The sequence below is a fragment of the Limosilactobacillus urinaemulieris genome (assembly GCF_932750685.1).
In the GTDB taxonomy this organism is placed as follows: domain Bacteria; phylum Bacillota; class Bacilli; order Lactobacillales; family Lactobacillaceae; genus Limosilactobacillus; species Limosilactobacillus urinaemulieris.
Genome location: NZ_CAKOBX010000004.1, coordinates 1 through 26,919, shown reverse-complemented (window position 1 = coordinate 26,919; position 26,919 = coordinate 1). Strand labels below are relative to the sequence as shown.

The following is a 26,919-nucleotide window of genomic DNA, read 5'->3' as shown; positions in this document are numbered from 1 at the left end:
GTTACCCTCACAATTTAAAATATGCTAGGAACTGATCATAAGCACTGAAATCATAGCCGGTTTTCTCAGTCAGTTTTCTTTGACTCTCCTTAGCCTGCTTCAATGCTAAATGGAGTTGTTCCTCTGCCCCTCGAACACCCAGTAATCCTGGATAAGTATTCTTATGTTCTCCAGCATCTTTATGAACAGCTTTTCCCATCTGTTTTGCTGTGCCGACAACGTCCATTAAATCATCATAGATTTGGAAAGCCAGCCCAAACTGAACACCGAAATCAGCAAGAAGCTTCTTAGTAGGCGAATCCTGTTTTGTGATAATTCCACCAGCTAAAACAGCATAACTTAAAAGATCTCCTGTCTTTTGACGATGAAGGTAACGCAATTGCTCAAGAGTCAAGTTTTGGTGTTCTCCTTCAATATCCCGAGCCTGTCCGGCAACCATTCCCGCAGGACCGGCCGCCTTAGCAAGGGCCAGCGTCAATTTTGCTTGTGTCTCCGTTGACAATTGATTATCCGTTAACCATTGAAATGCCATGGTTAGCAGGCCATCACCTGCGAGCGTTGCCATTCCTGCTCCAAATTTTTTATGGTTAGTTGGTTTTCCACGACGCAGATCATCATTATCCATCGCTGGCAAATCGTCATGAATTAATGAATATGTATGAAGTAATTCAACTGCAGTTGCGGCTTTCATTACATCTTGGCTAAGCTGTCCGCCAAATATCTGGACAGTCGTCAATGTTAATGCTGGACGCAATCTTTTCCCACCAGCATTAACAGAATATTCCATTGATGATGCCAGAGTTGGCTGATCAATATCAGAAGGCATCTGCTGCGCCAAGAATTGATCAATTTGTTCTTTTAATTCTTTCAGCTCAAGCATCAGATTACTCCTCTAGCGGTTTCTCATCACTACCATAACCACGATTGCCACCACCATTATTACTTGGATCATCTGTTGCTTTTTCGTACTGTTTTTCATTGCCTTCGTCATCAATTAGACTTCCTAATGTTTTTTCAGCACTGGTTAACTTCTTTTGGAGTGCCCGCGCTAATTCAATTCCATCTTTATATTGAGTAAGCGCCTCTTCCAACGGAACGTTTCCCTGCTCCAAGTGACTAACAATTTGTTGAAGTTGGCTTAATTGTTCCTCAAACGTTGCTTTTTTCTCTGTCATTTTAGTTCTCCTTTGTGCCAATGATCTTTGCCGTTGCTTTTCCATCATTAAAATGAAGGCTTACCTGCTGCCCACTTTCTAATTCTTTAACCGTATTAACAACTGAATTACGATAGGTAACGTATGAATATCCACGTCCCATAATCTTCAATGGGCTTAAAGAATCTAATTGCTGAATCAGGCTCATTACTTGCTGCTGGCGCTGTTGCTGGCTATTTTTAGCACTACTTAATAACCGGTTCTGAAGTTGAGTAACCGTTTCTTGTGCCCGTTCAATTGTATGCTGAGGTGAGTTAATTTGTAATCTTCCTTGCAGCTGTTGAACACTGTTTAACAGCTCCTTAACAAGATTACTAACATCATTTTTTAAGGTTTGAGTTAATTGATCGAGCTTCTGAGCATAATTTTCGTATAGCCTACTTGGTTGCTGAAAAATATAACTTTGCAATTGCTTTTGTAATTGTTTTCGGTCAAAATCAATCAGCTTTTTCATTGTACTATTTAAACGAACTTGATCATCCTGGATAGTCATTAAAACATCTGCAAGGCGATTTGGAGTTGCTAATTCTGCTGCCGCAGTTGGCGTAGCTGCCCGCTGATCGGCTACTAAATCAGCAATAGTGGTATCGGTTTCGTGACCGACTGAGGAAATCACTGGAATATGGCTGTTGGCAATTGCCTGTGCAACAATTTCTTCATTAAAGGGCCATAAATCTTCCAATGATCCACCACCACGACCAATAATCATTGTGTCAAAATTCCCCATCTGGTTTGCCCGGTTAATTTGACGAGCAATATCAGCAGCAGCCTTATCTCCCTGAACAACGGTCGGGAACAGAACAACCTGAGCGATTGGATAACGGCGGCGAACTGTCGTGTTAATATCACGAATTACCGCACCATCTAAACTGGTTACAACAGCAATTCTTTTCGGGAATTGAGGGATTGGTCGTGGAATTTGGTCAAAGAGTCCTTCAGTGCCTAATTTCTTTTTTAACTGTTCAAATTGGAGATAAAGGGCACCAAGACCGTCCGGCTCCATTCGATCAACGTAAATCTGGTATCGACCGCTTTTTTCATAGAGACCGATATGGCCAACAACCAAAATCTTCATCCCAGTTTCAGGGCGAAAATTTACCTGACGGAATTGACGTTCAAACATTACAGCATCAATAACCGCATTCTCATCTTTGATACTAAAATATTGATGACGCTGCCGGAGTCGAAAGTTTGAAAGCTCACCAGTTAAATAAACAGTTTTCAGATAAGGATCACGATCAAACTTTTGTTTTAGGTAACTTGTTAATTCACTAACTGTTAAGTACTGACTTCTATCCATTATGACTCCACTCCGTAAGATCAACGGTTTGTTCCATTAACGTTGCAATCGTCATCGGACCAACACCACCTGGAACAGGAGTAATCATTTTGGCAACAGGAGCAACACTCTCGAAATCAACATCCCCCGTTAATGTCTTATCTTTTAAGCGATGGATGCCAACGTCAATTACAACTGCACCCTTTTTGACCATTTCACCGGTGATCAAGTGCTTAACTCCCGCAGCAACAACAAGGACATCGGCTTGTCTAGTTATTTCACTAAGGTTTCTAGTATAACGATTAGCAACCGTAACTGTTGCATTAGCATTTTCAAGTAACGCTGCCATCGGTTTACCAACAAGAATACTCCTGCCGATAACGACTGCACGAGCTCCTTCCAAATCCACTTGGTAATGCTTTAAAAGACTCATGATACCCCGCGGCGTACAACTAACCGGGTAGTTCTCCTTAATATTATTATATAAACGACCAACATTAAATGGATGGAATCCATCAACATCTTTACGCGGATCAATCGCATTTAGGAGTTCATTCCCATCTAGGTGATCAGGCAACGGCTCCTGAACAAGAATCCCATTAATTAACTCGTCTTCATTAAATTGACGAATATCATGCAAAAGTTCTTCTTGACGAACATCTTCTGGATAGACCGAAAGGACAGAATGAATTCCTAATTTTTTTGCCTTCCGATCTTTCATTCGGGTATAAATTTTACTGGCCGGATCTTCACCGACCAAAATCACTGCCAATCCGGGAATAATCCCATCATTAGCTAAACGGGCTACTCGTTCTGCGGTATTTTCGTTAATTTCTTTTGCCACGGCACGACCGTCAATTAGTATCGCCATTCTGCCATTCTCCTTTTCCAGTTTAACTAAAAATATTTTACCATATCAATGCCAAAAGAAGTTTAAAGCAAAAGAGAGTTTGCATTTTCACTGCATCCTCTCCCTTAAACCAATATTTAGTTGCTTTCTAATTGGCGCTCAAACTTGCCTAATGCACCATTGATAAACTTACGGGATTTATCATTACTATATGTTTTAGCTAATTCCAATGCCTCGTTAATTGCTACAACAGTTGGTACTTCATCTACAAATTGAATCTCATATAAAGCCAACCGCAAAATTACCAAGTCTGTTTGGGCGAGACGATTAATTTCCCAACCACTAGCTAAAAGTTGCGTAATTTGCTCATCAAGTTTTTCTTGATGTTCATTAACTCCTTCAACTAACGTTTGCAAGTATGCTGGAATCTTATCAGCATGGCTTGGTAATGATTCATAAATATCAGTTAACGTTGCATCTGGATTTGATTGCTTAGCAAATAAAATTTGAAAGGCTTCTTCACGAACTGCGTGTCGATTTGGCATCATTACTTTTCACCAGCCTTATCATCTTCGTGTTCTCCAAAAATATCATCCGGATCCACTGTTTGTTCTTCCTTCTTTTGAACAATTCCTTTAACGTGAATATTAACCTCACTAACATTTAGATCAGTCATTAACGTTACTTGTTGTTTCACCCGATCTTGAATCTTTGCAGCAAGCTTAGGAACTGAAACACCATAATCAATATAAACATCAATATCGATAGTCAAATTATCATTTTGGCTAGTTAACTTAACCCCACGACGCTGATCAGACCGTCCTAATAATTCACCAAAACTATTGGCAAGTGAACCGTACATTTTTGAAACACCGTCAATTTCACTTGCAGCAACGCCAGCAATAATCTCAACAACACGAGGTGCTACTTCAATCGTACCGAGAGATTGATCTTCACTGCTCAAGATGATCTTTGAATCTTCTGCCATTATAAGTCCTCCATTTTATAGTATTTCAGTATATTAACTACTAATTATTTTAGTGGTTTTACAATAATCTTCATCGAAGTATCTCAGTATTATTTTGCACTATCTATTAGAAAAAAGCAACAATCCAATCAAGTGGTTTTGAGTGAGAAACGTTCTATTAAGTGTGACCGGCGATTATACCAATCATGAATTACTAAATCAACTTCACTAGTTTGGAAGTCACCGAATTCAACATTATGAAAATTGTTAATTTCACTTAAAAATTCTTGCGGGTGAATAAGATTCTTTTTAAATCTCGCAACTGTTGCATGACCGGAAAAGGTTGCGTAACGTTCATCTAATACTAGTCCGTTCTTAAGAAAGTTTGTCCTTAAAGCATTACGAAGTTGTTGCAATTCTGAAGAATAAAATCCCTTAACAAGAATTGCTCCCGGGCTACAAATCAGTCCCGCCATATGCCAATTAATTGCATTAACATTCTCAATCGTTTTCTGAATGACTTGTTGATAGTTAATTAATTCTTCTTTGATCATACGAAAGTCAGAAACGGCACGCCGAATATCCATCACAGTAATATGGATAGTATTAGCTGGGTAATAATACTGAAATGGTTCAAGTCTTTTAAGCTCGTTTAGCACAAAATTAATGTTTCTGGTAACGTGAGCCGGTAACTTAATAAGGAGGGTTAGCCCTTGCCTGGAATCGGCTTCTAAATTTTGCAAATTAAGATCAATCTGTACTTGGCGAGTCCTAATCACCTGAATTCCCTACTGTTCAATCTGAGTATAAAGTTGATTCAGTTTACCCATTGCTAGTCCCCAACAATAATCAATTCTGTTGGTGCAGTCGTAATTACTTCTGCACCACCATGAGTCACAATAATATCATCTTCAATTCGAACACCACCAATTTGGGGAATGTAGATCCCTGGTTCAACCGTAATCACTTCATTATTTTTTAGTTTAACCCTTGTAGTTCCTGGCGCATACGTTGCCGGTAACTCATGGACAGCCAAACCAATGCCATGCCCCATTCCGTGATTAAATTCATCACCGTAACCAGCTTCTTCGATTAAGGCACGACCGTATGCATCCAGTTCATTACCATGAGTACCAACCTTAGCATGATCAATCACCAACTGGCGAGCCTCATTCACAATCTTATAAACATCACGGAGTTCAGGATCAATTGAGCCAACAGCAAAGGTCCTCGTCATATCCGCGGTGTAGCCATCAAGATAATAACCAAAATCTAATGTCACAACATCCCCGTCAGCAATCGGTTTACTTGAAGCAGTCGCATGTGGTTTTGCGGAATTAACTCCACTAGCAACAATTGTTGGAAAAGATGGTCCTGAAGCACCTTGCATTTTCATCCAATAATCAAGTTTAATTGCTAATTCACGTTCTGTTATCCCTGGATGAACAATTGAGAGAACGTATTCATAGCCTGCTGATTGTAATTCAGCAGCAGCACGAAGTTTACTAATCTCGGTGCTATCCTTAACTAACCGCATTTTTTCTATCAAATGGTGAAAGGGGACGATATCAGACGTCATCAGTTCATCAAGAACATCAAAAAGATAATACGGAATAGTGTCTTCGTAGCCAAGAACCCTTAAGTCAAGGCCCTCACAAATTTTATTGACGGCACCATAATAATCCCGGCTAATCGTTGCAACAACCTCATCAGACTCAAATTCTTCTAAAGCTAACTGGTACCGTTCATCAGTAATAATAATGGCATTCTGCGGCGTTACTAGTAAGCATCCATCACCTTGAAGGAGGTTAAATCCTGTTAGATAATAAATATTTCTTTGGTCAGTTACCAAAAAGGCATCAATGTATAATTGTTCGAACTTCTTTTGTAATTTACTGATTCTTGACATTAGCTGGTTCCCCCATTTTTGATTTAATTCTATTATAGGTAATTTTGATAATTAATGACGAGGGGTAAATTTAAAAATAAAAAGACCGAACCATTAAAGGCACGGTCCCTTATATTATTATTCGGCAACTGGGTAAACAGAAACCTTCCGCTTGTCACGGCCAAGACGTTCAAACTTAACCCGACCAGCAACCTTAGCGTAAAGGGTATCGTCACCACCACGGCCAACGTTTTCACCAGGGTTAATGTGAGTACCACGTTGACGGTAAATGATTGAACCAGCTGTAACGATTGAACCATCAGCAGCCTTAGTACCAAGACGACGACCAGCTGAGTTCCGACCGTTGGCAGTGGAACCGCCCCCCTTGTGGTGAGAGAAGAATTGCAAATTCATAATCATAATTGTTCACCTCCAGCAAATATTTTTAATTTTCAAACATTTTTATTTCAATGTTTTGAGGATAGCTTTCTGCAATATCATTCATTCCATTAAAGAATGTCTGCATAATAACTTGCGCATCATGAGCCAAACTAATATCAGTAACATCGAGAAAGCCACCATTATCATCATCACTATCAATATTCGGCTTAGTTTTAGCAACTTGCTCCAAACCATTAATAGTAGATATTGATAAAGCAGATGCAGCTGCACAAACAATGTCTTGACCATAAGGACCAGCATCGGCATGCCCTGTCATCTGAAAAGCGGTAATTAGGTGATCCGAATTCAAATTAAAAGTTACCCGAATCATTATTTACCTCCGCATTAAGCATTGATCTTGTTAACAGTAACCTTAGTGTATGGTTGACGGTGACCTTGCTTAGTGTGGGTGTGCTTCTTAGGCTTGTACTTGAAGGTAACAACCTTCTTTTCCTTACCTTGCTTATCAACAGTAGCTTCAACTGATGCACCATCAACTAATGGAGTACCAATCTTAGTGCTGTCGCCACCAACAAAGACTACTTGATCAAAAGTAACCTTGTCGCCTTCCTTAGCATCAAGCTTTTCAACGTAGATGGATGAACCTTCTTCTACCTTGTATTGCTTACCGCCAGTTACGATAATTGCGTACATAAATTTGTGCACCTCCTTAATTTCTAAGACTCGCCGAACCAAGCAGCAAATGCTTTAAACTTGGCAGCGTGCGGTTGTAGTTGTTGGGTCACAAATACAACAGTTGCATAATATCAAAAATCAACTAATTAGTCAACTACAACTTTGATAGAGTTCAAAAAGGGAGAGGCCGGGAAATAACCCGACCTCTTCACTGTTTTAAAGGTAATACTGCAACAGCGCAGTAACTGGCTGGCAGCTCAAATGCTGATTTATCAGCGTTTGACCAACCTAGCCATCCTTACGGGGGTGGGAAGACGAACTAGACGAACTAGTTCTGTCCCACTCCCTCCTTAAACTAAGATTCATTGAATATCCTGTAATGCTGGCTCAGCTTCATGACTAAAGAAGTCAAGCAAAAGGATATTGTTAGAATCTAACTGATCGAGCATCTTCCCCACGCTTTGAGTCATGTATCGTGATGTATAAATCATACCGTCTTTTAGCCAATGACTTATTATCCCAAGAAGTGCTGAATCAATGAAGGAGATCTGCAAATTCAAGGGAACTTTTGGTTGCTCATCTGCTTCAGCCATCACTGTGTAAAACCTTGATAGCTGTTCAGATAACCGATCATAAAGTTGTTCATAGAAGAAGTCATTTCGTTCGTTGTTCAGTAATACATCAAAAATATCAACTTCACTTTCAATGTACTGAAACGCCTTCTGGAGTGAGAACACCTGCACCGTTTGCCCTTTAGAAAAACTAAGGTCCTCACTCTCTACCATCACTTGATCAAAGAATTCATCAAGGATCTCGTTAATCGCGGATCTGATGAAGTCCTTCTTATCTTTATAGTGAAGATAGAAAGTTCCCCGGGTGATGTTGGCGGTTTCAGTAATTTTTTGAACGCTGATGTCTTCTAATTTTTCTCTTCGCATTAGATAAACTAGTGCTTTACGAAGACTATTACGTGTCTTCACTACACGTGGATCTGTCTTATTACCTGCCATAAATCATCATCCCTTCGATTTCAGCTTAAGTTCCCCTCACTTTCGTACTTCTACTAATTTAAAGTATAGGTTTTGAAAGCGGTTCAGTCAAACAATCAAAGTAATCATTCTATAAAAAATGCAATATGTTTTCAAGCTGCATTGACAATTACGGACGTAAAATTATATACTATAATTTGTCTGAAACGGTAGCTCAACTGGATAGAGCATCGGTCTTCTAAACCGAGGGTTGAGGGTTCAAGTCCCTCTCGTTTCATTTCAAATGCTGATATATCAGTATTTATGAGCCAGTTGAACTTTAGGAATACTTCTAAGCAAATAGAAAAATAGCATTTCCTTCAAAATAGGAAGTGCTATTTTTTATACTAAATATCATCTATGTGAGTAAATTGGCTGGCTTAAAATAATAACACCGGATTGCCTGAAATATTTTTCAATATATGATTAATTTATCAATCTATTAGCTATTTTCCCAATTAATTACGGATTAAACAAATAATATTCTCAAAAATAAGTAATCTTCAATAATTTAATAATAATCTCTCGATAACTCAAGAAATACAGCGTCAATGAGAGTTAGACCTTTCATATTAAATCTTCTAAAATTGATAATATTTTAAACATTTAATAAAGATTATGTCAGTTTATTAGTTATTAATTGCAAAATAATGAAAAAGTCTAATAATAAAAAATAGAGAATGCTTTTTGAGGTGATTTATCATGTTACCATTCTTTGTTATTATAATAATTTTAATTGGTTCAGTTGTTGGTCAAATTATGTTTGGTGACAAAACCAATAATGATGATCAAACAGCTGGTAAACATGTTGCTTCTCGTAACAGTTATAATAGTCGGAAAGCATGATCGTTTTCGATTCAACAAAAAAGGGGACTGGCAAATGTCAGTCCTCTTTTTTTGCTTTAATTTTTTATCCAATGGGTTCGTTGCTGCTCAATCAATTCTTTATACTTAGTAGTAATTTCTTCGCCACTAAATCTTAAATCAACCAGCCCCCACTTTATTAGGAGATGCCAAGCATGACGAAAACTTTCCTGACGGTGATTGTAGTAAGCATCGTTAAGAAAGTGCTTAATTGCTAAGTATTGCTTATTAAGATCGGCAAGTTTCGTTGTTGGTTTAGTTCGTTGAATTAAATCCCATTGTTTTTGATCCATAACAACCAAATGTGTCCACTGCTGCTTTGCACTGAATAGTAACAATAATTCAAGTGATTGCAAGTAGTGCTCAAGTGACTCCTGGGGATCTTCCTTAGATTGATCAAGAACCTTAAACCAGCCATTACTATTCGCAAGCTTTGCTAGTTCTACATCTAATGCAACAAAGATTGTTTGCTTGCGCGTTTCTGGACCAATCGTCAGTTCCCTTGCCTCGTCCACATCGAGTTCTAAATCAATTACTTGATGTAGTAATGTTGTCCAATTAATCATTTTTCTCATCATCCTCAAGAACTGACTCATCAGTTGTCGGCTCATCCTGTTCAACTTGCTCATCATCGGCAAAAATTAACGGATCTGACTTGACCGCTAATTCATCACGATTATTCAAGTACCAATCACGAATTAATTGATAATGAAGTAGCAAGTCAAAAAGTGAAACTTGGGCGTCAGGATCTTGAACAGAGAAAAACCATTGTTGACTGTAATCATCAGGGTCAAACGAAAGATCAAGATTAACCTGACGTTCAAGCCGTAATTCAGCACCATCATTCTTTGGCAAATTAAATAGCATGTAATCAGTTTCTGCCGTAGCAACGAACAATCGATCAATTACGGTTAATGATAGTTCAGGCTGAGCTAAGTCATAATGCTGATGATTACTTGTATCAAGGATTCCCCGATCAATTACAAAATTCAAATCGTCGTGAAGTGCCTGAGCAAAAAGTAATAACGGTTTGATTGCCGAACGTAAGTCAAGATCCGAATACTTTTTTAACCCATTAATGATAAAGTAGTTCACTAGTGCTTTATTATTAAACCGCAGCATTTGATGCTTGAGGTTTAGAGAAAAAATTGGTTCATTATCATTGACATCCGTAAAAGCGGCATTTCCTTCCGCATCCTTAATAAAATGAAAGAGGACCTTTTCACCTAACGCAGAAATCGTTGCATAAAAACGGTGGCTTGTTGGATCTTCAGTAATTTTGAGTTCTGTATTGGAGTGCATTTCCAACAATCGTCCCATTAATAGCAAATAATAATCTGCAGCCTGATAGTGTTGAGGAAACTTAACAAACGCGTCTTCTAAATCTAAATTTACTAAATCGTTTGTTGCAGCAAGAAGATCATGAGCGTCTTCAGTTTGAGCTAGTTTAGTTAATAATTTGACGTAATGTTGACCAATTTCCAGGCCATGCTCAAAAGAATGGGCCAAGGCATTTAACTGTTCAGATGGTTGATTCAACATTTGATTATTGTTCATCATCTGTCACCTGCTTTTCTTGGTCATCAGATAAGCTCTTAATGTAATTAGCGTATAAATTGCGGTTAGCTAATTCAAAGTCTTCAAAAGAACCGAACGTATCTAAAATACTTTTTTGTTCATAGCTCAAAATTGTATTTTCTTTTGAAAGTGACAGAACTACCTGCTCATTATCCTTGATTGTTTGAGTAGCTGTTCGTGATTCTTCCTCTTCGTCTTCTAACTTTTGAAGAGCATCAACAAGGCTTTGTCGACTTTCCTTATTCTTAGTACTTTCCCAAATTCCTGAACGCGAGCTAACATCCTTTAGTTGTTCTTGTAACTTTGTCCGCTGCTCTTCGCGTTCGCGCTGGTGATCGATTAAATCTTGCAGTCGATCATTTTCAGCAGAGATTTTATCAATCTTATCGCTATTGTACCGCTTATTATCACGGGACAAGTCAAACGTCTTCTTCAACTTATCGTATTCATCATTATTAAACAGGAAGCGAACATTGAGAACGTCCAATTCACCAAATTCACGGCGATCCCACCAATTACCAAAATAGATTCGGTAATGACCGGTCTCATATTCCTCATAATAAAAGAATGGATACTGCTTTCCTAAATAATCAATCAATTTAATACTTAAGAAGTTACTTAAGTAATTAGTAATATCATCAACTAGGCTCATTACGCTTTGGTTGTTAGGTTGTTGCTCCCGATGTTCAATCTCCTTAGCATAACGTTGATTATCCAATAACTGATAGATTTTTTTGTCATGGTGATCTTTTACTGCTTCATCCACTTGGCGCAGGAAGGAAACCTTTTCAGCAATCCGCTGATTAATAATTCCACTTACGTCATGAGCAGCCTGTTCGTGTCCTGAAATTGCCATTATGCACCGCTCCTCACTTTAATAACTAGTTTTTATCTTAATCGACTTGCAGCAAGATTTAAAGAACTTCATAAATTATTGAAGAGTTTCTTTACATTTAACCAGCGATCGTTGATTTTAAAATAAAATTGGTTATAATTACTATATAGATATATTACATTTGTGTAATATATCTATATTGTTGAAGCGTTTCGGAAAGAGGCGAAGTTAGATGGCACTTAGTAAGCAAGAACGTAAGGAAATGGCACGTAAAGCCATGGAAAAGCGTAGCAACAAGAAGCCAGATGGTTCTGGTTTTGCAAAGATTGATGCTGACGCCAAGAAGCTGAGCGATTAACTTTTTTTGAAGCAATTCACTCTTTATTCAAGGGGCTTACTCTAAAGCCTCTTGAATTCTTTTAACTATAAAAAAGATCCTAAAACGACTCATGGTATTTGAGAAACATCAGATACCATGAGTCGTTTTTTATTAAATATTACTGGCGTGCTTTATTAATGTATTTCTCTAAACGATCCATTCCCTCTTTAATCTGATCCATACTAGTTGCATAGCTAAACCGTAAGTAGCCATCGCCACCTTTACCAAAGTACGAACCCGCTGTAATTGCAACCCGCGCATTCTTAACAAGATCATAAATCAGCTTAGTGTCATCTTGTTCTAAGAAGTCAGGAATTTTAGCGAAAATATAGAACGCTCCTATTGGTCGACTGCAGTCAAACCCCATCGCTGTCAACCGTTTCTTCATATAATCACGCCGTTGAATGTATTTTTCGTCCATTTCTTTAGTTGCTGTTGTTCCACCTTTTAAGGCCGCTTCAGCAGCATCTTGAGTAAAGGTCGCAACGTCCGTCATTACAAACGAATGAACCTTAAAAATTTCATTAGTAATTGCTTCTGGTGCACAAAGATAGCCAATCCGCCAACCAGTCATTGCGTACGATTTAGAAAGGCCATTTGTTAAAATTGTCTGTTCGGGGAGTGCCCGTGCCATCGAAGCATATCCACCATCATAGATTAGTTCACTATAAATTTCATCACTAATCGCAAAGATCGGTTTCCCCTTAATCAATTTAGCAAGGGCATTAAGTTCCTCTTGGGTATAAGCTATTCCAGTGGGGTTTGATGGATTAACAAAAACAACTCCTTTAACCCGTTCACCATAGTTGTCTAAATAGGACTTCAGTAATTCGGGAGTTAATTTAAAATCTGTTTTTGAAGTATCAACCTCAACAGCCGTCCCACCAGCAATTACTGCATCAGGACTATAGATTGAAAAGGTTGGTGTGGGAACTAAAATAACATCACCGGGATTAGTGATTGCAGTAATTGCCGAATAGACTCCCTCAGTTACCCCATTAGTAATTAAAATCTCAGTTTGGGGATTATAATGCAAATCGTAATTTTGAGCTAAGAAATCCGAAACTGCCTTTAGCAGACCTGCAGTCCCCCGTTGCGGTGCGTAGTGAGTCCGATTATTCTTAATACTTTTAATTGCTGCATCTTTAATGTATTCTGGCGTATTAAAATCTGGCTCGCCAATTGTAAATTTAATCACATTGTCAAATTGTGAGGCATAATTACTAAATTCAAAAATCTTTAGTTTAGGAACATCATTTAGTGATTTCCGCATGTATTGCTTCATCTCAACCATTTTAACAACCTCGTTTTTTGTTTTATCGTTAATTACTAGATTACGTCTTTTGTTCAGTAATGGTCAAGCTTCTTGGCTAAATTTTAAAAATAAAATAGAAGAAGCTATGGTACAGCCTATCTTAGGCTTACTCATAACTTCTTCCATAATTCATATCTTAAAATTAAGCTTGAAGTGACTTGATCATCCGGTCAAGCAATTCAATATCTGTATCACGAGAATAGATATCCATAATCTCGTAAATTTGTGGAGCAGAAGTTGACCCAGTAAATGCTAAATTAAGTGGGAAGTATAAGCCACGTCCCTTAATGCCAGTAGCTTTACCAACTTCCTTAATAGCTTGACTGTAGTCATCCGCACCGTTTTCAAGTTTTTCTTTTAAGCCGGTTAAGACAGCTAAAACATCATCATTAGCGAAGTCTTCATTGTCCTTAATTAGATCGTAATTGAAGTTTTCATCAAGAACGTTGTAATAGGACCAAACATATTCAATCACTTCAAGTAACTTATTAACATCACGTTGGTGAACATGGATTGTCTTCATAATCAAGTTCTTTAACTGATCTTCTGGAATTGATTGAAGGCGCTTAGCTTCTTCAGTTTCGCCTTCTTTTACCAATTCCATGGTCCGATCGGTCAATTCATCAACGGACATGTTCTTAATGTATTGAGCATTCATCCAATCAAGCTTCTTTTGATCGAAGTAAGCTGGAGCTTTTGACATCCGGTTTGGATCGTAAACCTTAATTAATTCATCCTTAGAGTAAATTTCCCGTTCGCCAACTGGTGACCAACCTAAGAATGCAATGAAGTTAAAGATTGCTTCGTGAAGATAACCATGCTTTTTGTATTCACTAATGAATTGCAAAGTATCCTTATCACGCTTACTTAACTTCTTCCGGGTCTTTGGGTTAAAGATCAATGGAATGTGGCAGAAAGTTGGGTGATCCCAACCTAGTGCTTCATAAATTGCAATTTGCTTTGGTGTATTTGAAATATGATCAGCACCACGTAATACGTGAGTAATGTCCATCGTATGGTCATCAACAACAACCGCAAAATTGTAAGTAGGCATCCCATCACTCTTTTCAATGATGAAGTCACCACCAAGATTATCAGAGTTAAAGGAAACATGACCCCGAGCAATATCATCCCATTCATAGTCATGGTTCTTTGGGAAGTGGAAACGAATAGTTGGCTTTAACCCCTTAGCTTCAGCAGCCTTTTGCTCTTCTTCGCTCTTACCATACCAACGACCATCGTAATGTGGTGCTTCGTTATTAGCCCGTTGACGTTCCCGCATTTCGGCTAGTTCTTCTTCAGTTGAGTAATCCTTGTAGGCTAACCCTTTGTCAAGCAATTCTTGAATATACTTGTGGTAAATTCCTTGCTTATTCCGTTCACTTTGACGGTATGGAGCATACTTTGGATTAGGCTTGTTAGGACCCTCATCCCAATCAATTCCTAACCAATGCAAGTTCTCCCGTTGACTTTCTTCCCCGTCCTTAACATTTCGCTTGGTATCAGTATCTTCAATCCGTAATACCATTGTTCCATTAAAGTGACGAGCAAATAAATAATTAAAAAGGGCTGACTGCGCATTACCAATATGTAAGAAACCTGTTGGACTAGGTGCGTAGCGAACTCTGACCTTCTTGTCATCCATGTTTGCGATTCTCCTTTATATCTGTTTCACGAACAACTTCGTGACTGCAACATGTTTAATTGTATCGGAATGTTGCTATTTGTCAATTTCATTCAAGCACAGATAATGAGGGACCGCAAGTACTAGTACTCAGTCCCTCATTATTTGCTATTTTATTATGGCGTTAAAATTGTTAATATTGTTCCATGTACCGTTGCCGTTCCCAATCAGAAACATGAGCACGGTAAGCATCATATTCACGGGTCTTAGCCTCTTCAAAGCTTTGGTATAAGTGTTCACCCATCGAGCTCTTAATCACTTCATCATCAGCTAAGTCCTTTAATGCACTGTGTAAAGTGTCAGGTAAGTTAACAATCCCCTTGTTCTTCCGTTCCTTAACAGTCATATCATAGATATTTTCATCAACGTTGTGAACTGGTGGCAAGTTATTCCGTAGACCATCAAGTCCCGCTTCAAGAACCGCAGCAATTGCTAAGTATGGGTTGGCTGCAGGATCAGCTGACCGCAATTCAAGACGAGTTCCCATTCCCCGATCATTTGGAATCCGAACTAGCGGTGAACGATTAGAGGTTGACCAAGCAACATAAACCGGTGCTTCATAACCTGGAACTAACCGCTTATAAGAGTTAACAATTGGGTTAACAATCGCAGTATAACTCCGTGCGTGCTTCATCAAACCACCTAAGAAATGGTAAGCAGTTTCTGATAATTGGTTCTTATCATTTTCATCATAGAAAGCATTCTTGCCATCTTGAGTAAAGAGTGACATATTAAGGTGCATTCCTGAACCATTAATTCCAGACAATGGCTTCGGCATAAACGTTGCGTGTAATCCATACTTCTTGGCGATTGTCTTAACAACCAGCTTAAATGTTTGAATATTATCTGCCGCTTCAAGTGCATTAGAGTACTTAAAATCAACTTCATGCTGACCAGGAGCAACTTCGTGGTGAGCTGCTTCAACATCAAAGCCCATCTTTTCTAATGCAAGGACAATATCGCGCCGACAATCTTCACCAATGTCAGCTGGTTCCATATCAAAGTAATTTTCGGAATCATTAACCTTAGTGGTTGGGTTACCGTTATCATCCGTCTTAAAAAGGAAGAATTCTGGTTCAGGGCCGATATTGAATGAATTAAAGCCCATCTTTTGCATTTCTTTTATAACCCGTTTGAGATTGTTCCGTGGATCACCTGAGAATGGGGTACCATCTGTCATGTGAACACTGCAAATCACCCGAGCAACCTTTCCGTGATCAGCTCCCCAAGGGAAGACTAACCAAGTTGACATATCAGGGTAAAGGTACATGTCACTTTCCTCAATCCGCACGAAACCATCGATTGAAGAACCATCAAACATGATCTTATTATCCATTAACTTATCAAGTTGGCTAACCGGTAAGTCAACACTCTTAATTGTTCCTAACAAATCGGTGAACATCACCCGCAAAAAGCGAATATCTTCATCTTTAACCATTTGACGTACTTCATCTTTGGTATATAAATGTCTAGCCATAAATTCATTCCCCTTCTTAAAGACACCTTAATCAGGTTCCTTAATAAAAGAAAGTAAATAATAATTTTACTGGCCAGTTTCAATTTAAAATTTAGACTAGACCAATCCAAATTAAATAACTTGTATTCATTAAGTAACCCTGTTTCCTTAGTACTGCTTAAGGATACCAATTGAAAATCATTAAGTCAATTTACTGAAAACGTTTTAACCCGATTATAACTAAATCAACACAAAAACTTTAATTTTTTAACCAGGAGGAAATAAATTGTTTAATTTCGTTAGTATTATTTTGGCCGCCCACGAGGTCAAACCAGTGGACATCCATTTTATTTCTAAACCAAGTTAGCTGTCGTTTTGCATAATGGCGTGAATCTTGTTTAATTTTATTTACAGCATCATCAAGCGAACATTTACCAGCAAAGTAGGGAAATAACTCATGGTAGCCAATTCCCTTTCCGGCTGGTAATTCAATTCCGCCTTGATCATATAACCATTTAGCTTCATCAATTAATCCAGCTTTTATCATCAAATCAACTCGATGATTGATGCGGTCATATAATACTGGCCGCGCTGTAGTAAGTCCAATCAGTAGAAAGTCATCCATTGATTGCGCCTGATGTTGTTGGGAGAATAGTTGACCACTAGTTTCAATTACTTCCAATGCGCGAATCACCCTCCGTGAATTATTTTCAGGGATTGTCATTGCTGCTTGATGGTCCTTCTTTTCTAGTTGTTTCCAGAGGTAATGAGCACCATTTGCTTCTAAAATTTTTTGCCAATGTTGGCGAATCTTTTCCGAACGAGCATTATCTTGATGACCACCTAATGCAAGGTTATTTGTTAATGACTGCAAATAAAATCCAGTTCCACCAACGATTAACGGTAACCGTTTAGCGTTACTGATCTTTTCAATCCAAGAATTAGCTTCCCGTTTAAATTTAGCAACTGAATATTGTTGATCAACGTCACAAATATCAATTAAGTGGTGAGGGATTCCTGCCATTTCTTCAGCTGTTACCTTAGCTGTTCCAATATCCAGGTGTTTATATACTTGCATTGAATCACCGGATATTACCTCACCATTAAAGGCAGTTGCAATTTCGATTGATAAAGCAGTTTTACCTACCGCTGTAGGGCCAACAATTGCCACAACTTTAGACATTTTTTATCTCCTTAATATAAATTTTGATCCTTCTGACTGGTAAAAAGGCATTAAGTCTTGCATAATAGAAGTAACATAGTAGCAAGAGGAGGTTATATATTATGAAAAACTTTGCTAAGGGTGTCTTAATCGGAACTTTCGGTACTCTCGCCGCAATTGCTAGCGGAGCATTCACCTTCCACAAGACAGTTGTTAAACCAATTGAAGATCAAGAAGAAAAATTTGATGAGAACCGGAAAGCTGCCACTCGAAAGAGTCGTTCAGCTCACCAGGCTTAATCAATTCTCTTATAAAGAAAAGGGAGGAGGACGAAACTAGGTTGCTAGTTTGAACTCCCGTAAGCACAAATAGGGTTCCAGAGTTCGGCTTTGCCGAGCACTGAAACCCTATTTTTGTACTGCACTATTCATTTTTCAATTAGGTAACAAGACCTATATAATGCCCTCTTAATACTTAGACTTCTTAGTCTTTCCTTTCCAACCATTATAACCACCCTTAAGGATGTACAGTTGATGATAACCATGTTTAGCAAGAAAGGCAGCAGCTTGAGTGCTAATTGCAATTCCTTGGTCATACATATATACAGGAAGATCAGTACGTAATTCACCATATTGTTGTTTCAAGTAAATGTATGGTAAATTCCGTGCCCCTAAGATATGTCCCTTCTTAAAGTCATTAGGCTGCCGAAGATCGATTACTTGCGCTTTACGCATCCCCTGATGAAAGGCATTTTGATCCAAGACCGTTGCATACTTCTTCCGACGGTAGTATTGGAAAAGCCAAGTAAGTCCCCAGGCAAGCAAAAGGACAATAATAACAATATTAAAGGTTAATAAACCATTACTAACTCCAAGAACCACGTTAACGCTCCTCACTTTTTACATGAATTGCCGAGCCAAAGAAGCAGCCCCGATAACCCCAGCATCATTACCAAGTTCAGCTAACTTCAATTGTGTTGATGTCCGGACAGTTGGGAAAGCAAACTTCTTGAAGTTTTCGTTAACCCGCTTCAAAAGGAAGTCACCAGCAGCTGAAACACCACCACCAATAACAAGGTATTCAGGGTTAAGCGCATTACTTAAGTTAGCAGCAGCTAATCCTAGGTAAAATGCAACTTCATCAACAACAGTGTTTGCTAAGTAGTCGTTTTGCTTAGCTAAATCAAAGACAATCTTAGCAGTAATTTCGTCACCATTATCAATCATTGCCTTTAGGCGGCTGTCACCTTCATATTCTTCAGCCTTGTCCTGAGCAATGTGAACAATCCCAGTAGCGGAAGCATATTGTTCAAGGCAGCCACGATTACCACAAGTACAAAGGTACCCATTAGGCTTTACGATCATGTGACCAACTTCACCACCAGCACCGACCATACCGTGAACTAGCTTACCATTGGAGATTAATCCACCCCCAACACCAGTACCAAGTGTCATGAAGGCAACGTCATCACCTTCATTACCAGCACCCTTCCAGCGTTCACCGAGGGCAGCCACGTTAGCATCATTGTCAAGAGAGAACTTCATGCCAGTTCCTTCTTCAATTTGTTCCTTAACTTTTTGAGTAGTCTTCCAGTTAAGGTTATAAGCACCAACAACAGTTCCCTTATCACGGTCAATTGTACCTGGAGTTCCCATTCCAATACCAACAAATTGATCACGATCCATCTTGTACAAGTCAAGGTGGTGGTTAATTGAATCAATAATATCAGGAACAATGTGTGAACCTTCATCTAAAATATTAGTCCGTAAAGACCACTTTTGTTGAATTTCACCATTTTCAGTTAAGATCGCAAACTTAATAGTAGTTCCACCAAGATCAACACCAATTAATTTTTTAGCCATTTTTTCATTTCCTTTCTTATTAACAACTTAAATTGCTGTTCCGTTTTTTTCACGCAGTTCTTCTTCACGATGTTCCTTCCGAAGAACGATTTTTGCTTTCATGTAGGTCGCGTTATCAACAACCCCAGCTTGATATAAGTGATCCAGCTCGATCGCAATTAACTCAATATCATATAACCGTTTACCAACATAGACATAAACATTAAATTCTTTTAGCAACTGTTGAACATCATATAGAGTTCGATATTCTCGCGGTCGTGTCACCTTAAATCACCTGCCAATTGCAATTATCATAGTAATAATGCCAAAGAATAATACAACACTGCCAATCATCCGTTTATAAAGGCGAACGTGCCCGACAAACGGCGCACCAACAACATATGATATTAAAAATCCACCGAGAAGGCCACCAATATGTCCGGCAAGATCCACTCCAGGAAGGAAGAAGTCCATCACGATGTTAATTCCGACTAAAACCAAGAATTGTCGGCTTAAGTCCTGAATTAATTCGTTATCGTGAAATGATTCTCCTAACATTAAGAATGCTCCAAACAAGCCGAAAAGTGCCGTACTCGCACCGGCTGAAATTGTATTAGGCAAGAAATAAGCACTTGCCAAGTTCCCGGTAAAAGCACTCACCAAATAAATCACCAGCATTCGCCAATGACTGAACAGTTCCTCAATATACATTCCCAAGAAATAAAGGGTAATACTATTAATAATTAAGTGAGCAATGCCGATATGGAGAAATACCGGTGTTATCAACCGCCACCATTGACCCTCATGGATCAGGGACGTAACTCGCGCACCGCACTCTATTAGAACACTAGAATTCGTTGAACCACCTAATAGTGTCATTATAATAAATGCAACTATCTGAATAATCAAGAGGACAACGGTTACTGGTGCTCTTCGCCAAATTTGATCCCTCATTAATCAGTCTCCGGTAAAGAAAGCACTTTATTGACATGTCTGTCGTATTGGTCACTTTGCCACTCATTTTCGTTTGCTAATTGGGTAGTAAAAGATAGTGAGATCGTATCACCATCATACTTATCTAAGTAACGATCATAGTATCCCCCGCCAAAACCAATCCGACGACCAGACAGAGTAAATGCAACCCCTGGAACAATCATTAGATCAATTTCATCGGGTTGGTACACTCGACCATTTTTTGGTTCTAAAATACCAAAAGTTGTTTCCACAAATTCGGTATCTTCATCCAACGCCACAAACTCCATTTGACGATCTGGCAAGGTTCGTGGGACAATAATTTGACGGTTCTCATGACGAGCATGAAGTATGATTGGAGAAGTATCCAATTCTAAGGACTGACTTAACGTTGTTGCGATAACCTTAGCATTCATCCACTCGGGTTGGTCAAATAGCATTGAAGTTAATCTTTTTTCTTCATGTAAACGCGTATTAAGATCAAGTTGTTGCAGTCGTGCGATATACGCCTGACGCAACTCCTTCTTTGAATACGTCATTATCCTACAATCTCTCCTTTTAAACGTTTTCAATCTATAATTATCACAGCTCATGACTATTTATGCAAGCGTTTTTTCACTAAGTAATAAAAAAGGCACCTAAAAAGGTGCTTTTTTATTACTTAGTTTCACGGTGTAAAGTAACCTTACGTTCCCGAGGGCAGTACTTGTTTAATTCAAGACGGTCGGGATTGTGACGACGGTTCTTACTAGTTAAGTAAGTCCGTTCGTGGCATGATGTGCATTCAAGGATAATGTTGACACGCATTGTCATGACCTCCTATTTTTTTATTATTTAACGTGGTTATTAACCCTAACTCGTACAACTATATCATTAATTAACTAGTTTGACCAGTCTTTTGTGATAATTGTTAAGGAAAAATACTTGACAGATAACCTAACGACTAATCATTGCTGGTACTCTTAGAATCCTGAACCATCTTCCAGTAAGCACTGAATATTTGCTTAGCCATGTTCAAGTTAGCACCACCATTTTCATTAGTTACCCCCGGAATTGCAAGGGCAACAACAACTTGAGGGTTCTTTGATGGCGAGTAACCGGCAAAACTAATCGTTGAGGTCTGATGGCCATTAGTGACAGTTTCAGCAGTCCCCGTCTTCCCTGAAATAGATGGTTTAGCACTTCCCAAGGACTTAGCAGTTACGTAAGAACTCGTCCCGTGAGTAACCTGATACAGTCCCTGACGTACTAGATCAAAATCTTCTTTTGAAGCGGGAATTGTAAATTGAACCTGTGGTTGGGTTGTGGATTCAACTCTTCCCAGCTTACCATTAGACTTGCTACCACGAATTTCCTTAACCACATACGGCCGCATCCGGTTTCCACCATTAGCGATCGTTGACATATATTGAGCCAGCTGAATAACAGTATAACCATCATAGTTCCCGTATGATAAGTCAAGTGCTGAACCAATATGTGCCTGAGTCGACGGTCCATTATAACCAGCTGTTTCTCCCGGCAGATCAATTCCTGTCTTTTGCCCCAAACCAAACATGTTAAAGTATTGGCGTTCCTTAGCAAAAATACTTGGTTTCAGTGTTAACTGGGCACCTGGTTTATAATTCATTCCGCCCTCCTTCATGATTAATTGCATCATGTAGGAGTTTGATGAAACTTCTAGTGCCATTGGAGCACTTAAAGCCATGTTAGCAGAACCGGTTTTATTGAACCACGAACTTTTCGTTGAGGTCCCCGCAACCTTAATTGGTTGATCGGTCAAGGTATTATTGGTTGGTGTAATAACACCACTCATTAAACCACCCATAATAGTCGCACCCTTAACAGCAGATCCCATTGTAATCGGGTGGTTAATTGCTCCAATCTCATCAACGGTTTGTTTACCAGTCTTAATATCCCGGTCAATTCCAGCCATAGCATAAATTGCCCCAGTATGCGGATTCATTACTACTGCGTAAACACCTGACGAGTATTGAATCCCTGCCGAAGAGTAATTCTGTTTCAAAATTTCTTGAACACGTTTTTGGAACTTAGAATTAATCGTTAAGACAAGGTTATCCCCCTTCTTACCAGGATACTTAACTACCTCATCAGTTACCTTATTTCCACTAGTAGTCACCTGTGTCTGTGATTTTGAACCAGCCAGAGTTCCCTGAAACATCTTTTCCAAGTAACTTTGACCCACACTATCACTTCTGGAATATCCTTGCGAAAGCAAACTATTAACCTGGTCGCTTGGTAGTCCGGTTGTTGAAACAGTCCCGGTTAGTGATTGGAAATCTTTCCCTTGGGGATAGTTTCTTGTCCAAGCCGTTCCGATTTTTACACCAGGCATCTGGTTTAAGTGTTCACCAACTTCTGCAAGCTCTTTACTAGTAACTCCAGACTTTTTGATGTAAGTTGTTGATAGCGAATATGCTCCGGTCATCGCAGCATATATCCGGGCATTACTCTTCTCGTGATTTGACAATCGCCATTCACCCGGATGACTCTTTAAATACTTTAATGCAGCATTATATTGATCATCATCACTAGCATCCTTAGAGAGGTTTAGCTTTTTAGTAATTCGCTTGAGGTTATCCTTATTTGCTAGGTAGTAATCTTCTTCATTCCGGTCCGTTAACCGCGTATCACTGTTACTTACGGTAATGTACTTTCCTAAGCGATTAGCAATCTTATAAAGCTGATCAGTGGTTACGTCAGAGCTCTTAGTATAAGTAATTGCTTGGTGAGTCTGATTACCAACGATTACCTTACCGCGACTATCGTAAATCATCCCCCGCTGGACATTATTTGTTTGAATCGTAGTATCTGATCGTTTAACCTCCGCCTTATAGGATGACCCGTTAAGGACTTGCAAGTAAAATAAACGACCAGCAAGCATTAGTAGCAAGATTCCGACAATCCAAAGCAATAAGTTCAACCGTGAGGGAATTATGGATTGAGCGTTTTTATGTTTACCTTTATTTGAACTAAAATAGTTCGTAATTCGATCAAAAAACTTCACAGTATTAAACTTCTCCTTTTACCGTGATGAATTCTATTGTAGCAAATTTTACTTCATTTGACAGTTAAAGCTGACTTACCAAAATGAAATCATACACTTTATTGTTGTAAAAATGAATATGTAAATCGGTAAATCAAAGAAACTTAACAGAACCTTCATATTCATCGGGGATTAATTCGGTATATAATGACAAAGATATTTTATTTAGGAGGACATTTTGTGCAATTTCGTTCTCAACTTAAAAAACAACATATTTTATTAATCAGTTTTCTTCTTCCCGTGATTATAATGGGAGGCTATTTTGCCTATCGCTCAATGGCGCCATTTGGGCAAAATAGTTTGCTAACCGTTGACCTTGGACAGCAATACATTGATTTCTTCTCTTACTTCCGGCGAACCCTGCTGCATCATCCAAGTGAATTTATCTATTCATTTAGTAAGGGCCTTGGCGGAGAGATGTGGGGGACAAATGCTTATTATCTTTGGAGCCCATTAAACCTAATTCTTATCTTCTTCCCCGCTGCCCATCTTTCCAGTGGTGTTTTGGCGTTAACCCTATTAAAATACGGGCTTTCTGGCCTTTCATTTGCCTGGTTATTAACAAAAACTAAGCTACAAACCGGAATTCGTATTCTTGCATTTAGTACCGCCTATGCCCTTAATGGTTGGATTGTTGCTAATCAGCTAAACTTACTCTGGCTTGATGCAATGATTATTTTACCGTTAGTTATCTGGGGACTTCATCAAGTTATTTTTGCTCGTAAATTTTCTTGCTATATTTGTTGGCTTGCCGTGATGATGATCGATAACTACTACATGGCATGGATGATCTGCATATTTACAATTCTTTTCTTCATCTGGCAGCTTCCAATAATTAATAATTGGCAAGAGCGAATGCGGGCTTTTAGTCGCTACATAGTTTCTTCATTAATTGCTACGGGTATCAGCTGTATCGTCTTATTACCAACCATCTATACCCTCCTTCAAAGTAAGGGAACCTATACTAACAACCATATTCAAAGTCGCTTCGAATATAATCCGCTAAAACTGCTTGCTAAGCTTGTTCCCGGATCGTTTAATTTTAACCAAATGCCTAGTGGCCAAGCAAATATTTATGTGGGAATGCTAATGATGTTTGGCTTCGGATTATACTTTTTAAACCGTAATATCAACCTTCGTCAGCGAATCCTCGCTCTCCCCATTACGATCTTTTTCATCCTTTCATTCTGTTATGAACCATTTGACCTTTTTTGGCATATCGGCCAATTCCCGGTATGGTACCCTTCACGGTTTTCATTTATCTTCTGTTTTTGGACAATTCTTCTTGCTGCTACCTGTCTTCAAAAAGGTTTTCAGCCTGGAAAATGGCAACTCGCAGCCTTACTGATAGTCACTTTAGCAATTTTTGCATATGTTGAAACCCTAACCGTTTCCTACATTAATAACAGTCAGAAATTAATCGGACTAGGGATCGCAGTTATCAGTATTATCTTTTTGGCGATCCCTCATGCAGCTTCCCCAAGCTTAAATAATCTTTTACTGGTACTGATCACAATTTGTGATGTTTCAACTAGCGCCTATACTGCCCTCAACCAAATTTCATATGTCAGTCAAACCGAGTTTGGTGAGTATACCACAGCACTTAATAACGCCACTACAAAGATTAAGAATAGTGATCAGAACTTCTACCGGATTGCTAAAACATTCATGCGAACTAAAGACGATCCTATGCAGAGCGGCTTTAACGGTGGTGATCACTTTGGCTCAACAATAGTTCCTAGTCTCCCCACATTCATGGGAGCAATTGGACAACCGGCTGGCGATGGTTTTGTGTCATATGATAATGGTACTCAAGTAACGGATTCGTTATTAGGTTTCCGCTATACAATGGCGGTTATTGATCCAAATCGTTCAACGCCATTTCTTCCCTTATCAGGTTATCGTCCTGATTGGAATACTCAGGAACCTGTAGCGGTAACTAATAATATTGGAATAAGAAAAAACAAAGCTGCATTACCGATTGCGTTTGGTGCTAATTCACGAATTCTCAACTTAAGCCATGATACTTATGATCCCGTAGCTTACCAGTCTGAAATCTATCAAGACTTAGCTAACTCTCCACAACCATTGTTTGAAATACAAAACTTTAATCAGGTCGATTTCCAAAATGTTCAAAGTGCAAAACAAATTACCGGAACCGTTTTTGAAAAAGAACAAAAGTCTGCCGGCGCAACCGTCAAATTAGAATTCATCCCTAATAGCAATGATTCATACTATTTAACTGTTGGACCAAATGTTAAGGATGATGCATCAATTACGGTTAATAATCGGCATTTTAGTCAATATCAAACTTACAGGGATACGGTCGTTATGAATGTTGCCCATCATCAAAAAGGGCAAAAGATCATAATTACCTTCCATCTGAAACACGCGGAATTATGGATGCAAAATGTGAGCTTGTACCGGCTTAACCAGCAAGCATTTAATCACGATCTCAAAGTTTTGCAACGGTCCCCATTAAAGCTCAATCATACTAGTGCAACAACTCTTAACGGAAAAGTAAATATTAAACAGGATCAGGGAGTTTTGATGACAACGATTCCCTACGATCGTGGTTGGCATGCTAAAATTGATGGTCATCCGGTAAAATGTCAAAAAGTTATTAATACATTCTTAGCACTGAAGATTAAACCAGGAACCCATCAGGTAACTCTTCATTACCGGCCACCATACTTAATCACCGGAATGATTATTAGCGTGCTAAGCTCATTAGCAGCATTCTTCTTAATTAAATTTAGCGTGCGTCGCCACTAAAGGGAAAAGCAGGAACGTAAACTAGAGGGCTACATTAGCCCCTATATACGTCCCCGCTTTTTTCTTTTGATTATCTATTTCCATTGTGCAGAAGCACCGGTCGAAGCATCGGCCTTACTATCTGCATGATCATCAGAGTCTTTATCTAATCCAGCAACATCAGGTGTTGAGTCACCATCTTCATGCTTGAAATGGAAAATTGGACCATCGGATTTTTCATCATAATCAACCGTCATTATTAATCCCTTGAAAAACCATTCATCAAGGTTATCAATATGATAGTTAACGTTGCCCTTCTTTACTTCAAGAATTGGTGAAACAGGAACATCCTCACGTGTAAAGCCCTGTGAAAAGCCATGGTGAACTTCAGTTGAACCATAAGTTTTCCCGTAGAACTTTACTCCACCGCCATTTTCCAAGCTTAAGTTAGTTCTAAACCAATTATCTGCAGCATCGGTTATAATCATTTTCATTAACTTCACATCCCTTCGATTACCATACCTTATGATAGCACTTTCATTAGGAAGAAAGATATCATTTTCGGTTAATAAAGCTAAAACTTAATAGATTAGACAACTGATCATAAAAGGTCCAAACTCCCCTTGCGGAATTTGGGGTATACACTTTCTGGTATTGATAAAAAATCAATGCCAGTTTTTTTGTACACAAAAAGGACAACTGCTGTCCTCGT

General features: G+C 38.8%; 31 protein-coding genes, 1 tRNA gene and 1 other annotated feature. Of the genes, 5 read left to right on the top strand and 27 right to left on the bottom strand.

What is annotated here, in order from left to right:
- Positions 1-7: 7 nt before the first annotated feature.
- The 12 genes from MR181_RS03830 to MR181_RS03775 form a co-directional block, all read right to left on the bottom strand.
- Positions 8-883, bottom strand: coding sequence for a polyprenyl synthetase family protein (locus MR181_RS03830; RefSeq protein ID WP_369807489.1), 876 nt, complete (start codon positions 881-883; stop codon positions 8-10).
- Position 884: 1 nt separating this feature from the next.
- Entirely contained in the window at positions 885-1,175 is a 291-nt protein-coding gene (locus tag MR181_RS03825) for an exodeoxyribonuclease VII small subunit (RefSeq protein WP_191910700.1), read from the bottom strand.
- Position 1,176: 1 nt separating this feature from the next.
- Positions 1,177-2,514 carry an exodeoxyribonuclease VII large subunit gene (gene xseA, locus MR181_RS03820; protein WP_242335040.1) on the bottom strand — a complete coding sequence of 446 codons (1,338 nt, stop codon included), beginning with the start codon at positions 2,512-2,514 and terminating at the stop codon, positions 1,177-1,179.
- Complete coding sequence (gene folD, locus MR181_RS03815; protein WP_242335037.1) at positions 2,507-3,364, bottom strand: bifunctional methylenetetrahydrofolate dehydrogenase/methenyltetrahydrofolate cyclohydrolase FolD; 858 nt, start codon at positions 3,362-3,364, stop codon at positions 2,507-2,509. The genes xseA and folD overlap by 8 nt, the downstream gene beginning before the upstream one ends.
- 116 nt (positions 3,365-3,480) lie before the next feature.
- Positions 3,481-3,891 (bottom strand): transcription antitermination factor NusB, encoded by a 411-nt coding sequence (gene nusB / locus MR181_RS03810; RefSeq protein WP_242335034.1) that lies wholly within the window; start codon positions 3,889-3,891, stop codon positions 3,481-3,483.
- Positions 3,891-4,331: an Asp23/Gls24 family envelope stress response protein gene (locus MR181_RS03805; protein ID WP_102168905.1), complete on the bottom strand. Its 441-nt coding sequence runs from the start codon at positions 4,329-4,331 to the stop codon at positions 3,891-3,893. The genes nusB and MR181_RS03805 overlap by 1 nt, the downstream gene beginning before the upstream one ends.
- A 128-nt stretch (positions 4,332-4,459) precedes the next feature.
- Positions 4,460-5,089 carry a 2'-5' RNA ligase family protein gene (locus MR181_RS03800; RefSeq protein WP_242335031.1) on the bottom strand — a complete coding sequence of 210 codons (630 nt, stop codon included), beginning with the start codon at positions 5,087-5,089 and terminating at the stop codon, positions 4,460-4,462.
- 53 nt (positions 5,090-5,142) lie between these two features.
- Positions 5,143-6,219, bottom strand: a complete 1,077-nt coding sequence (locus MR181_RS03795) for a M24 family metallopeptidase (RefSeq protein WP_242335028.1) — start codon at positions 6,217-6,219, stop codon at positions 5,143-5,145.
- 117 nt (positions 6,220-6,336) lie between these two features.
- Positions 6,337-6,618 carry a 50S ribosomal protein L27 gene (rpmA, locus tag MR181_RS03790; protein ID WP_003717322.1) on the bottom strand — a complete coding sequence of 94 codons (282 nt, stop codon included), beginning with the start codon at positions 6,616-6,618 and terminating at the stop codon, positions 6,337-6,339.
- 25 nt (positions 6,619-6,643) lie between these two features.
- Positions 6,644-6,970, bottom strand: a complete 327-nt coding sequence (locus MR181_RS03785; protein ID WP_242335025.1) for a ribosomal-processing cysteine protease Prp — start codon at positions 6,968-6,970, stop codon at positions 6,644-6,646.
- Between the two features lie 14 nt (positions 6,971-6,984).
- The gene (gene rplU, locus MR181_RS03780; RefSeq protein ID WP_003717320.1) at positions 6,985-7,293 is read right to left on the bottom strand and encodes a 50S ribosomal protein L21; all 309 of its coding nucleotides are present in this window, start codon (positions 7,291-7,293) and stop codon (positions 6,985-6,987) included.
- 16 nt (positions 7,294-7,309) lie between these two features.
- Positions 7,310-7,379 (bottom strand) — a sequence feature (ribosomal protein L21 leader region).
- A gap of 258 nt (positions 7,380-7,637) precedes the next feature.
- Positions 7,638-8,285 carry a TetR/AcrR family transcriptional regulator gene (locus MR181_RS03775; RefSeq protein ID WP_242335022.1) on the bottom strand — a complete coding sequence of 216 codons (648 nt, stop codon included), beginning with the start codon at positions 8,283-8,285 and terminating at the stop codon, positions 7,638-7,640.
- A 182-nt stretch (positions 8,286-8,467) separates the two neighbouring features.
- Between MR181_RS03775 and MR181_RS03770 the strand changes: the two genes are divergently transcribed.
- Positions 8,468-8,541 (top strand) — tRNA-Arg (locus MR181_RS03770).
- A 464-nt stretch (positions 8,542-9,005) separates the two neighbouring features.
- A complete protein-coding gene (locus MR181_RS03765) occupies positions 9,006-9,149 on the top strand; it encodes a hypothetical protein (RefSeq protein ID WP_242335020.1) in 144 nt (47 codons plus the stop codon).
- A gap of 56 nt (positions 9,150-9,205) precedes the next feature.
- Here the strand turns inward: MR181_RS03765 and MR181_RS03760 are convergent, their stop codons facing one another.
- The 3 genes from MR181_RS03760 to MR181_RS03750 are packed head-to-tail and all read right to left on the bottom strand — an operon-like array spanning position 9,206 to position 11,601.
- Positions 9,206-9,733 carry a hypothetical protein gene (locus MR181_RS03760; RefSeq protein ID WP_242335017.1) on the bottom strand — a complete coding sequence of 176 codons (528 nt, stop codon included), beginning with the start codon at positions 9,731-9,733 and terminating at the stop codon, positions 9,206-9,208.
- On the bottom strand, positions 9,726-10,724 hold the full coding sequence (locus MR181_RS03755) for a hypothetical protein (protein WP_422732541.1): 999 nt from the start codon (positions 10,722-10,724) through the stop codon (positions 9,726-9,728). Before MR181_RS03755 ends, MR181_RS03760 begins: the two co-directional genes overlap by 8 nt.
- Complete coding sequence (locus MR181_RS03750) at positions 10,714-11,601, bottom strand: exonuclease SbcC (protein WP_242335011.1); 888 nt, start codon at positions 11,599-11,601, stop codon at positions 10,714-10,716. The genes MR181_RS03755 and MR181_RS03750 overlap by 11 nt, the downstream gene beginning before the upstream one ends.
- A 211-nt stretch (positions 11,602-11,812) precedes the next feature.
- Between MR181_RS03750 and MR181_RS08750 the strand changes: the two genes are divergently transcribed.
- The gene (locus tag MR181_RS08750) at positions 11,813-11,938 is read left to right on the top strand and encodes a hypothetical protein (protein WP_003717313.1); all 126 of its coding nucleotides are present in this window, start codon (positions 11,813-11,815) and stop codon (positions 11,936-11,938) included.
- A gap of 139 nt (positions 11,939-12,077) precedes the next feature.
- On the opposite strand, the gene MR181_RS03745 is transcribed toward MR181_RS08750, so the two are convergent.
- The 4 genes from MR181_RS03745 to miaA form a co-directional block, all read right to left on the bottom strand.
- Positions 12,078-13,253, bottom strand: a complete 1,176-nt coding sequence (locus tag MR181_RS03745; RefSeq protein ID WP_242335009.1) for a pyridoxal phosphate-dependent aminotransferase — start codon at positions 13,251-13,253, stop codon at positions 12,078-12,080.
- Positions 13,254-13,416: 163 nt separating this feature from the next.
- Entirely contained in the window at positions 13,417-14,919 is a 1,503-nt protein-coding gene (gene gltX / locus MR181_RS03740) for a glutamate--tRNA ligase (RefSeq protein ID WP_242335006.1), read from the bottom strand.
- A gap of 172 nt (positions 14,920-15,091) precedes the next feature.
- Positions 15,092-16,435, bottom strand: coding sequence for a type I glutamate--ammonia ligase (gene glnA / locus MR181_RS03735; protein WP_102169474.1), 1,344 nt, complete (start codon positions 16,433-16,435; stop codon positions 15,092-15,094).
- A 238-nt stretch (positions 16,436-16,673) separates the two neighbouring features.
- Positions 16,674-17,597: a tRNA (adenosine(37)-N6)-dimethylallyltransferase MiaA gene (miaA, locus tag MR181_RS03730; RefSeq protein ID WP_242335003.1), complete on the bottom strand. Its 924-nt coding sequence runs from the start codon at positions 17,595-17,597 to the stop codon at positions 16,674-16,676.
- Between the two features lie 101 nt (positions 17,598-17,698).
- Between miaA and MR181_RS03725 the strand changes: the two genes are divergently transcribed.
- Positions 17,699-17,875 (top strand): DUF3042 family protein, encoded by a 177-nt coding sequence (locus MR181_RS03725; protein WP_102169472.1) that lies wholly within the window; start codon positions 17,699-17,701, stop codon positions 17,873-17,875.
- Between the two features lie 168 nt (positions 17,876-18,043).
- On the opposite strand, the gene MR181_RS03720 is transcribed toward MR181_RS03725, so the two are convergent.
- From MR181_RS03720 to MR181_RS03690, 7 genes are all read right to left on the bottom strand, one after another.
- Positions 18,044-18,457 carry a rhodanese-like domain-containing protein gene (locus tag MR181_RS03720; RefSeq protein ID WP_242335000.1) on the bottom strand — a complete coding sequence of 138 codons (414 nt, stop codon included), beginning with the start codon at positions 18,455-18,457 and terminating at the stop codon, positions 18,044-18,046.
- Between the two features lie 18 nt (positions 18,458-18,475).
- Positions 18,476-19,438: an ROK family glucokinase gene (locus MR181_RS03715; RefSeq protein WP_242334997.1), complete on the bottom strand. Its 963-nt coding sequence runs from the start codon at positions 19,436-19,438 to the stop codon at positions 18,476-18,478.
- 27 nt (positions 19,439-19,465) lie between these two features.
- Positions 19,466-19,702 (bottom strand): YqgQ family protein, encoded by a 237-nt coding sequence (locus MR181_RS03710; RefSeq protein WP_003717305.1) that lies wholly within the window; start codon positions 19,700-19,702, stop codon positions 19,466-19,468.
- A gap of 6 nt (positions 19,703-19,708) precedes the next feature.
- The gene (locus MR181_RS03705; RefSeq protein WP_102169470.1) at positions 19,709-20,371 is read right to left on the bottom strand and encodes a rhomboid family intramembrane serine protease; all 663 of its coding nucleotides are present in this window, start codon (positions 20,369-20,371) and stop codon (positions 19,709-19,711) included.
- Positions 20,371-20,928: a 5-formyltetrahydrofolate cyclo-ligase gene (locus MR181_RS03700; protein WP_242334994.1), complete on the bottom strand. Its 558-nt coding sequence runs from the start codon at positions 20,926-20,928 to the stop codon at positions 20,371-20,373. The genes MR181_RS03705 and MR181_RS03700 overlap by 1 nt, the downstream gene beginning before the upstream one ends.
- Before the next feature lie 118 nt (positions 20,929-21,046).
- Positions 21,047-21,196 (bottom strand): 50S ribosomal protein L33, encoded by a 150-nt coding sequence (gene rpmG / locus MR181_RS03695; protein WP_003717302.1) that lies wholly within the window; start codon positions 21,194-21,196, stop codon positions 21,047-21,049.
- A 136-nt stretch (positions 21,197-21,332) separates the two neighbouring features.
- The gene (locus MR181_RS03690) at positions 21,333-23,414 is read right to left on the bottom strand and encodes a peptidoglycan D,D-transpeptidase FtsI family protein (RefSeq protein ID WP_242334991.1); all 2,082 of its coding nucleotides are present in this window, start codon (positions 23,412-23,414) and stop codon (positions 21,333-21,335) included.
- 186 nt (positions 23,415-23,600) lie between these two features.
- Between MR181_RS03690 and MR181_RS03685 the strand changes: the two genes are divergently transcribed.
- Positions 23,601-26,228: a YfhO family protein gene (locus tag MR181_RS03685; RefSeq protein ID WP_242334988.1), complete on the top strand. Its 2,628-nt coding sequence runs from the start codon at positions 23,601-23,603 to the stop codon at positions 26,226-26,228.
- Between the two features lie 74 nt (positions 26,229-26,302).
- Here the strand turns inward: MR181_RS03685 and MR181_RS03680 are convergent, their stop codons facing one another.
- Entirely contained in the window at positions 26,303-26,701 is a 399-nt protein-coding gene (locus tag MR181_RS03680; RefSeq protein ID WP_102169466.1) for a HesB/YadR/YfhF family protein, read from the bottom strand.
- Between the last annotated feature and the right edge of the window lie 218 nt (positions 26,702-26,919).

Coding starts and splice junctions, on each gene's coding strand:
- MR181_RS03825 (WP_191910700.1), bottom strand. CDS start 1,175: ATGACAGAGAAAAAAGCAACGTTTGAGGAACAATTAAGCCAACTTCAA.
- xseA (WP_242335040.1), bottom strand. CDS start 2,514: ATGGATAGAAGTCAGTACTTAACAGTTAGTGAATTAACAAGTTACCTA.
- folD (WP_242335037.1), bottom strand. CDS start 3,364: ATGGCGATACTAATTGACGGTCGTGCCGTGGCAAAAGAAATTAACGAA.
- nusB (WP_242335034.1), bottom strand. CDS start 3,891: ATGATGCCAAATCGACACGCAGTTCGTGAAGAAGCCTTTCAAATTTTA.
- MR181_RS03805 (WP_102168905.1), bottom strand. CDS start 4,331: ATGGCAGAAGATTCAAAGATCATCTTGAGCAGTGAAGATCAATCTCTC.
- MR181_RS03795 (WP_242335028.1), bottom strand. CDS start 6,219: ATGTCAAGAATCAGTAAATTACAAAAGAAGTTCGAACAATTATACATT.
- rpmA (WP_003717322.1), bottom strand. CDS start 6,618: ATGATTATGAATTTGCAATTCTTCTCTCACCACAAGGGGGGCGGTTCC.
- MR181_RS03785 (WP_242335025.1), bottom strand. CDS start 6,970: ATGATTCGGGTAACTTTTAATTTGAATTCGGATCACCTAATTACCGCT.
- rplU (WP_003717320.1), bottom strand. CDS start 7,293: ATGTACGCAATTATCGTAACTGGCGGTAAGCAATACAAGGTAGAAGAA.
- MR181_RS03775 (WP_242335022.1), bottom strand. CDS start 8,285: ATGGCAGGTAATAAGACAGATCCACGTGTAGTGAAGACACGTAATAGT.
- MR181_RS03765 (WP_242335020.1), top strand. CDS start 9,006: ATGTTACCATTCTTTGTTATTATAATAATTTTAATTGGTTCAGTTGTT.
- MR181_RS03760 (WP_242335017.1), bottom strand. CDS start 9,733: ATGATTAATTGGACAACATTACTACATCAAGTAATTGATTTAGAACTC.
- MR181_RS03755 (WP_422732541.1), bottom strand. CDS start 10,724: ATGAACAATAATCAAATGTTGAATCAACCATCTGAACAGTTAAATGCC.
- MR181_RS03750 (WP_242335011.1), bottom strand. CDS start 11,601: ATGGCAATTTCAGGACACGAACAGGCTGCTCATGACGTAAGTGGAATT.
- MR181_RS08750 (WP_003717313.1), top strand. CDS start 11,813: ATGGCACTTAGTAAGCAAGAACGTAAGGAAATGGCACGTAAAGCCATG.
- MR181_RS03745 (WP_242335009.1), bottom strand. CDS start 13,253: ATGGTTGAGATGAAGCAATACATGCGGAAATCACTAAATGATGTTCCT.
- gltX (WP_242335006.1), bottom strand. CDS start 14,919: ATGGATGACAAGAAGGTCAGAGTTCGCTACGCACCTAGTCCAACAGGT.
- glnA (WP_102169474.1), bottom strand. CDS start 16,435: ATGGCTAGACATTTATATACCAAAGATGAAGTACGTCAAATGGTTAAA.
- miaA (WP_242335003.1), bottom strand. CDS start 17,597: ATGTCTAAAGTTGTGGCAATTGTTGGCCCTACAGCGGTAGGTAAAACT.
- MR181_RS03725 (WP_102169472.1), top strand. CDS start 17,699: ATGAAAAACTTTGCTAAGGGTGTCTTAATCGGAACTTTCGGTACTCTC.
- MR181_RS03715 (WP_242334997.1), bottom strand. CDS start 19,438: ATGGCTAAAAAATTAATTGGTGTTGATCTTGGTGGAACTACTATTAAG.
- MR181_RS03705 (WP_102169470.1), bottom strand. CDS start 20,371: ATGAGGGATCAAATTTGGCGAAGAGCACCAGTAACCGTTGTCCTCTTG.
- MR181_RS03700 (WP_242334994.1), bottom strand. CDS start 20,928: ATGACGTATTCAAAGAAGGAGTTGCGTCAGGCGTATATCGCACGACTG.
- rpmG (WP_003717302.1), bottom strand. CDS start 21,196: ATGCGTGTCAACATTATCCTTGAATGCACATCATGCCACGAACGGACT.
- MR181_RS03685 (WP_242334988.1), top strand. CDS start 23,601: ATGACAAAGATATTTTATTTAGGAGGACATTTTGTGCAATTTCGTTCT.
- MR181_RS03680 (WP_102169466.1), bottom strand. CDS start 26,701: ATGAAAATGATTATAACCGATGCTGCAGATAATTGGTTTAGAACTAAC.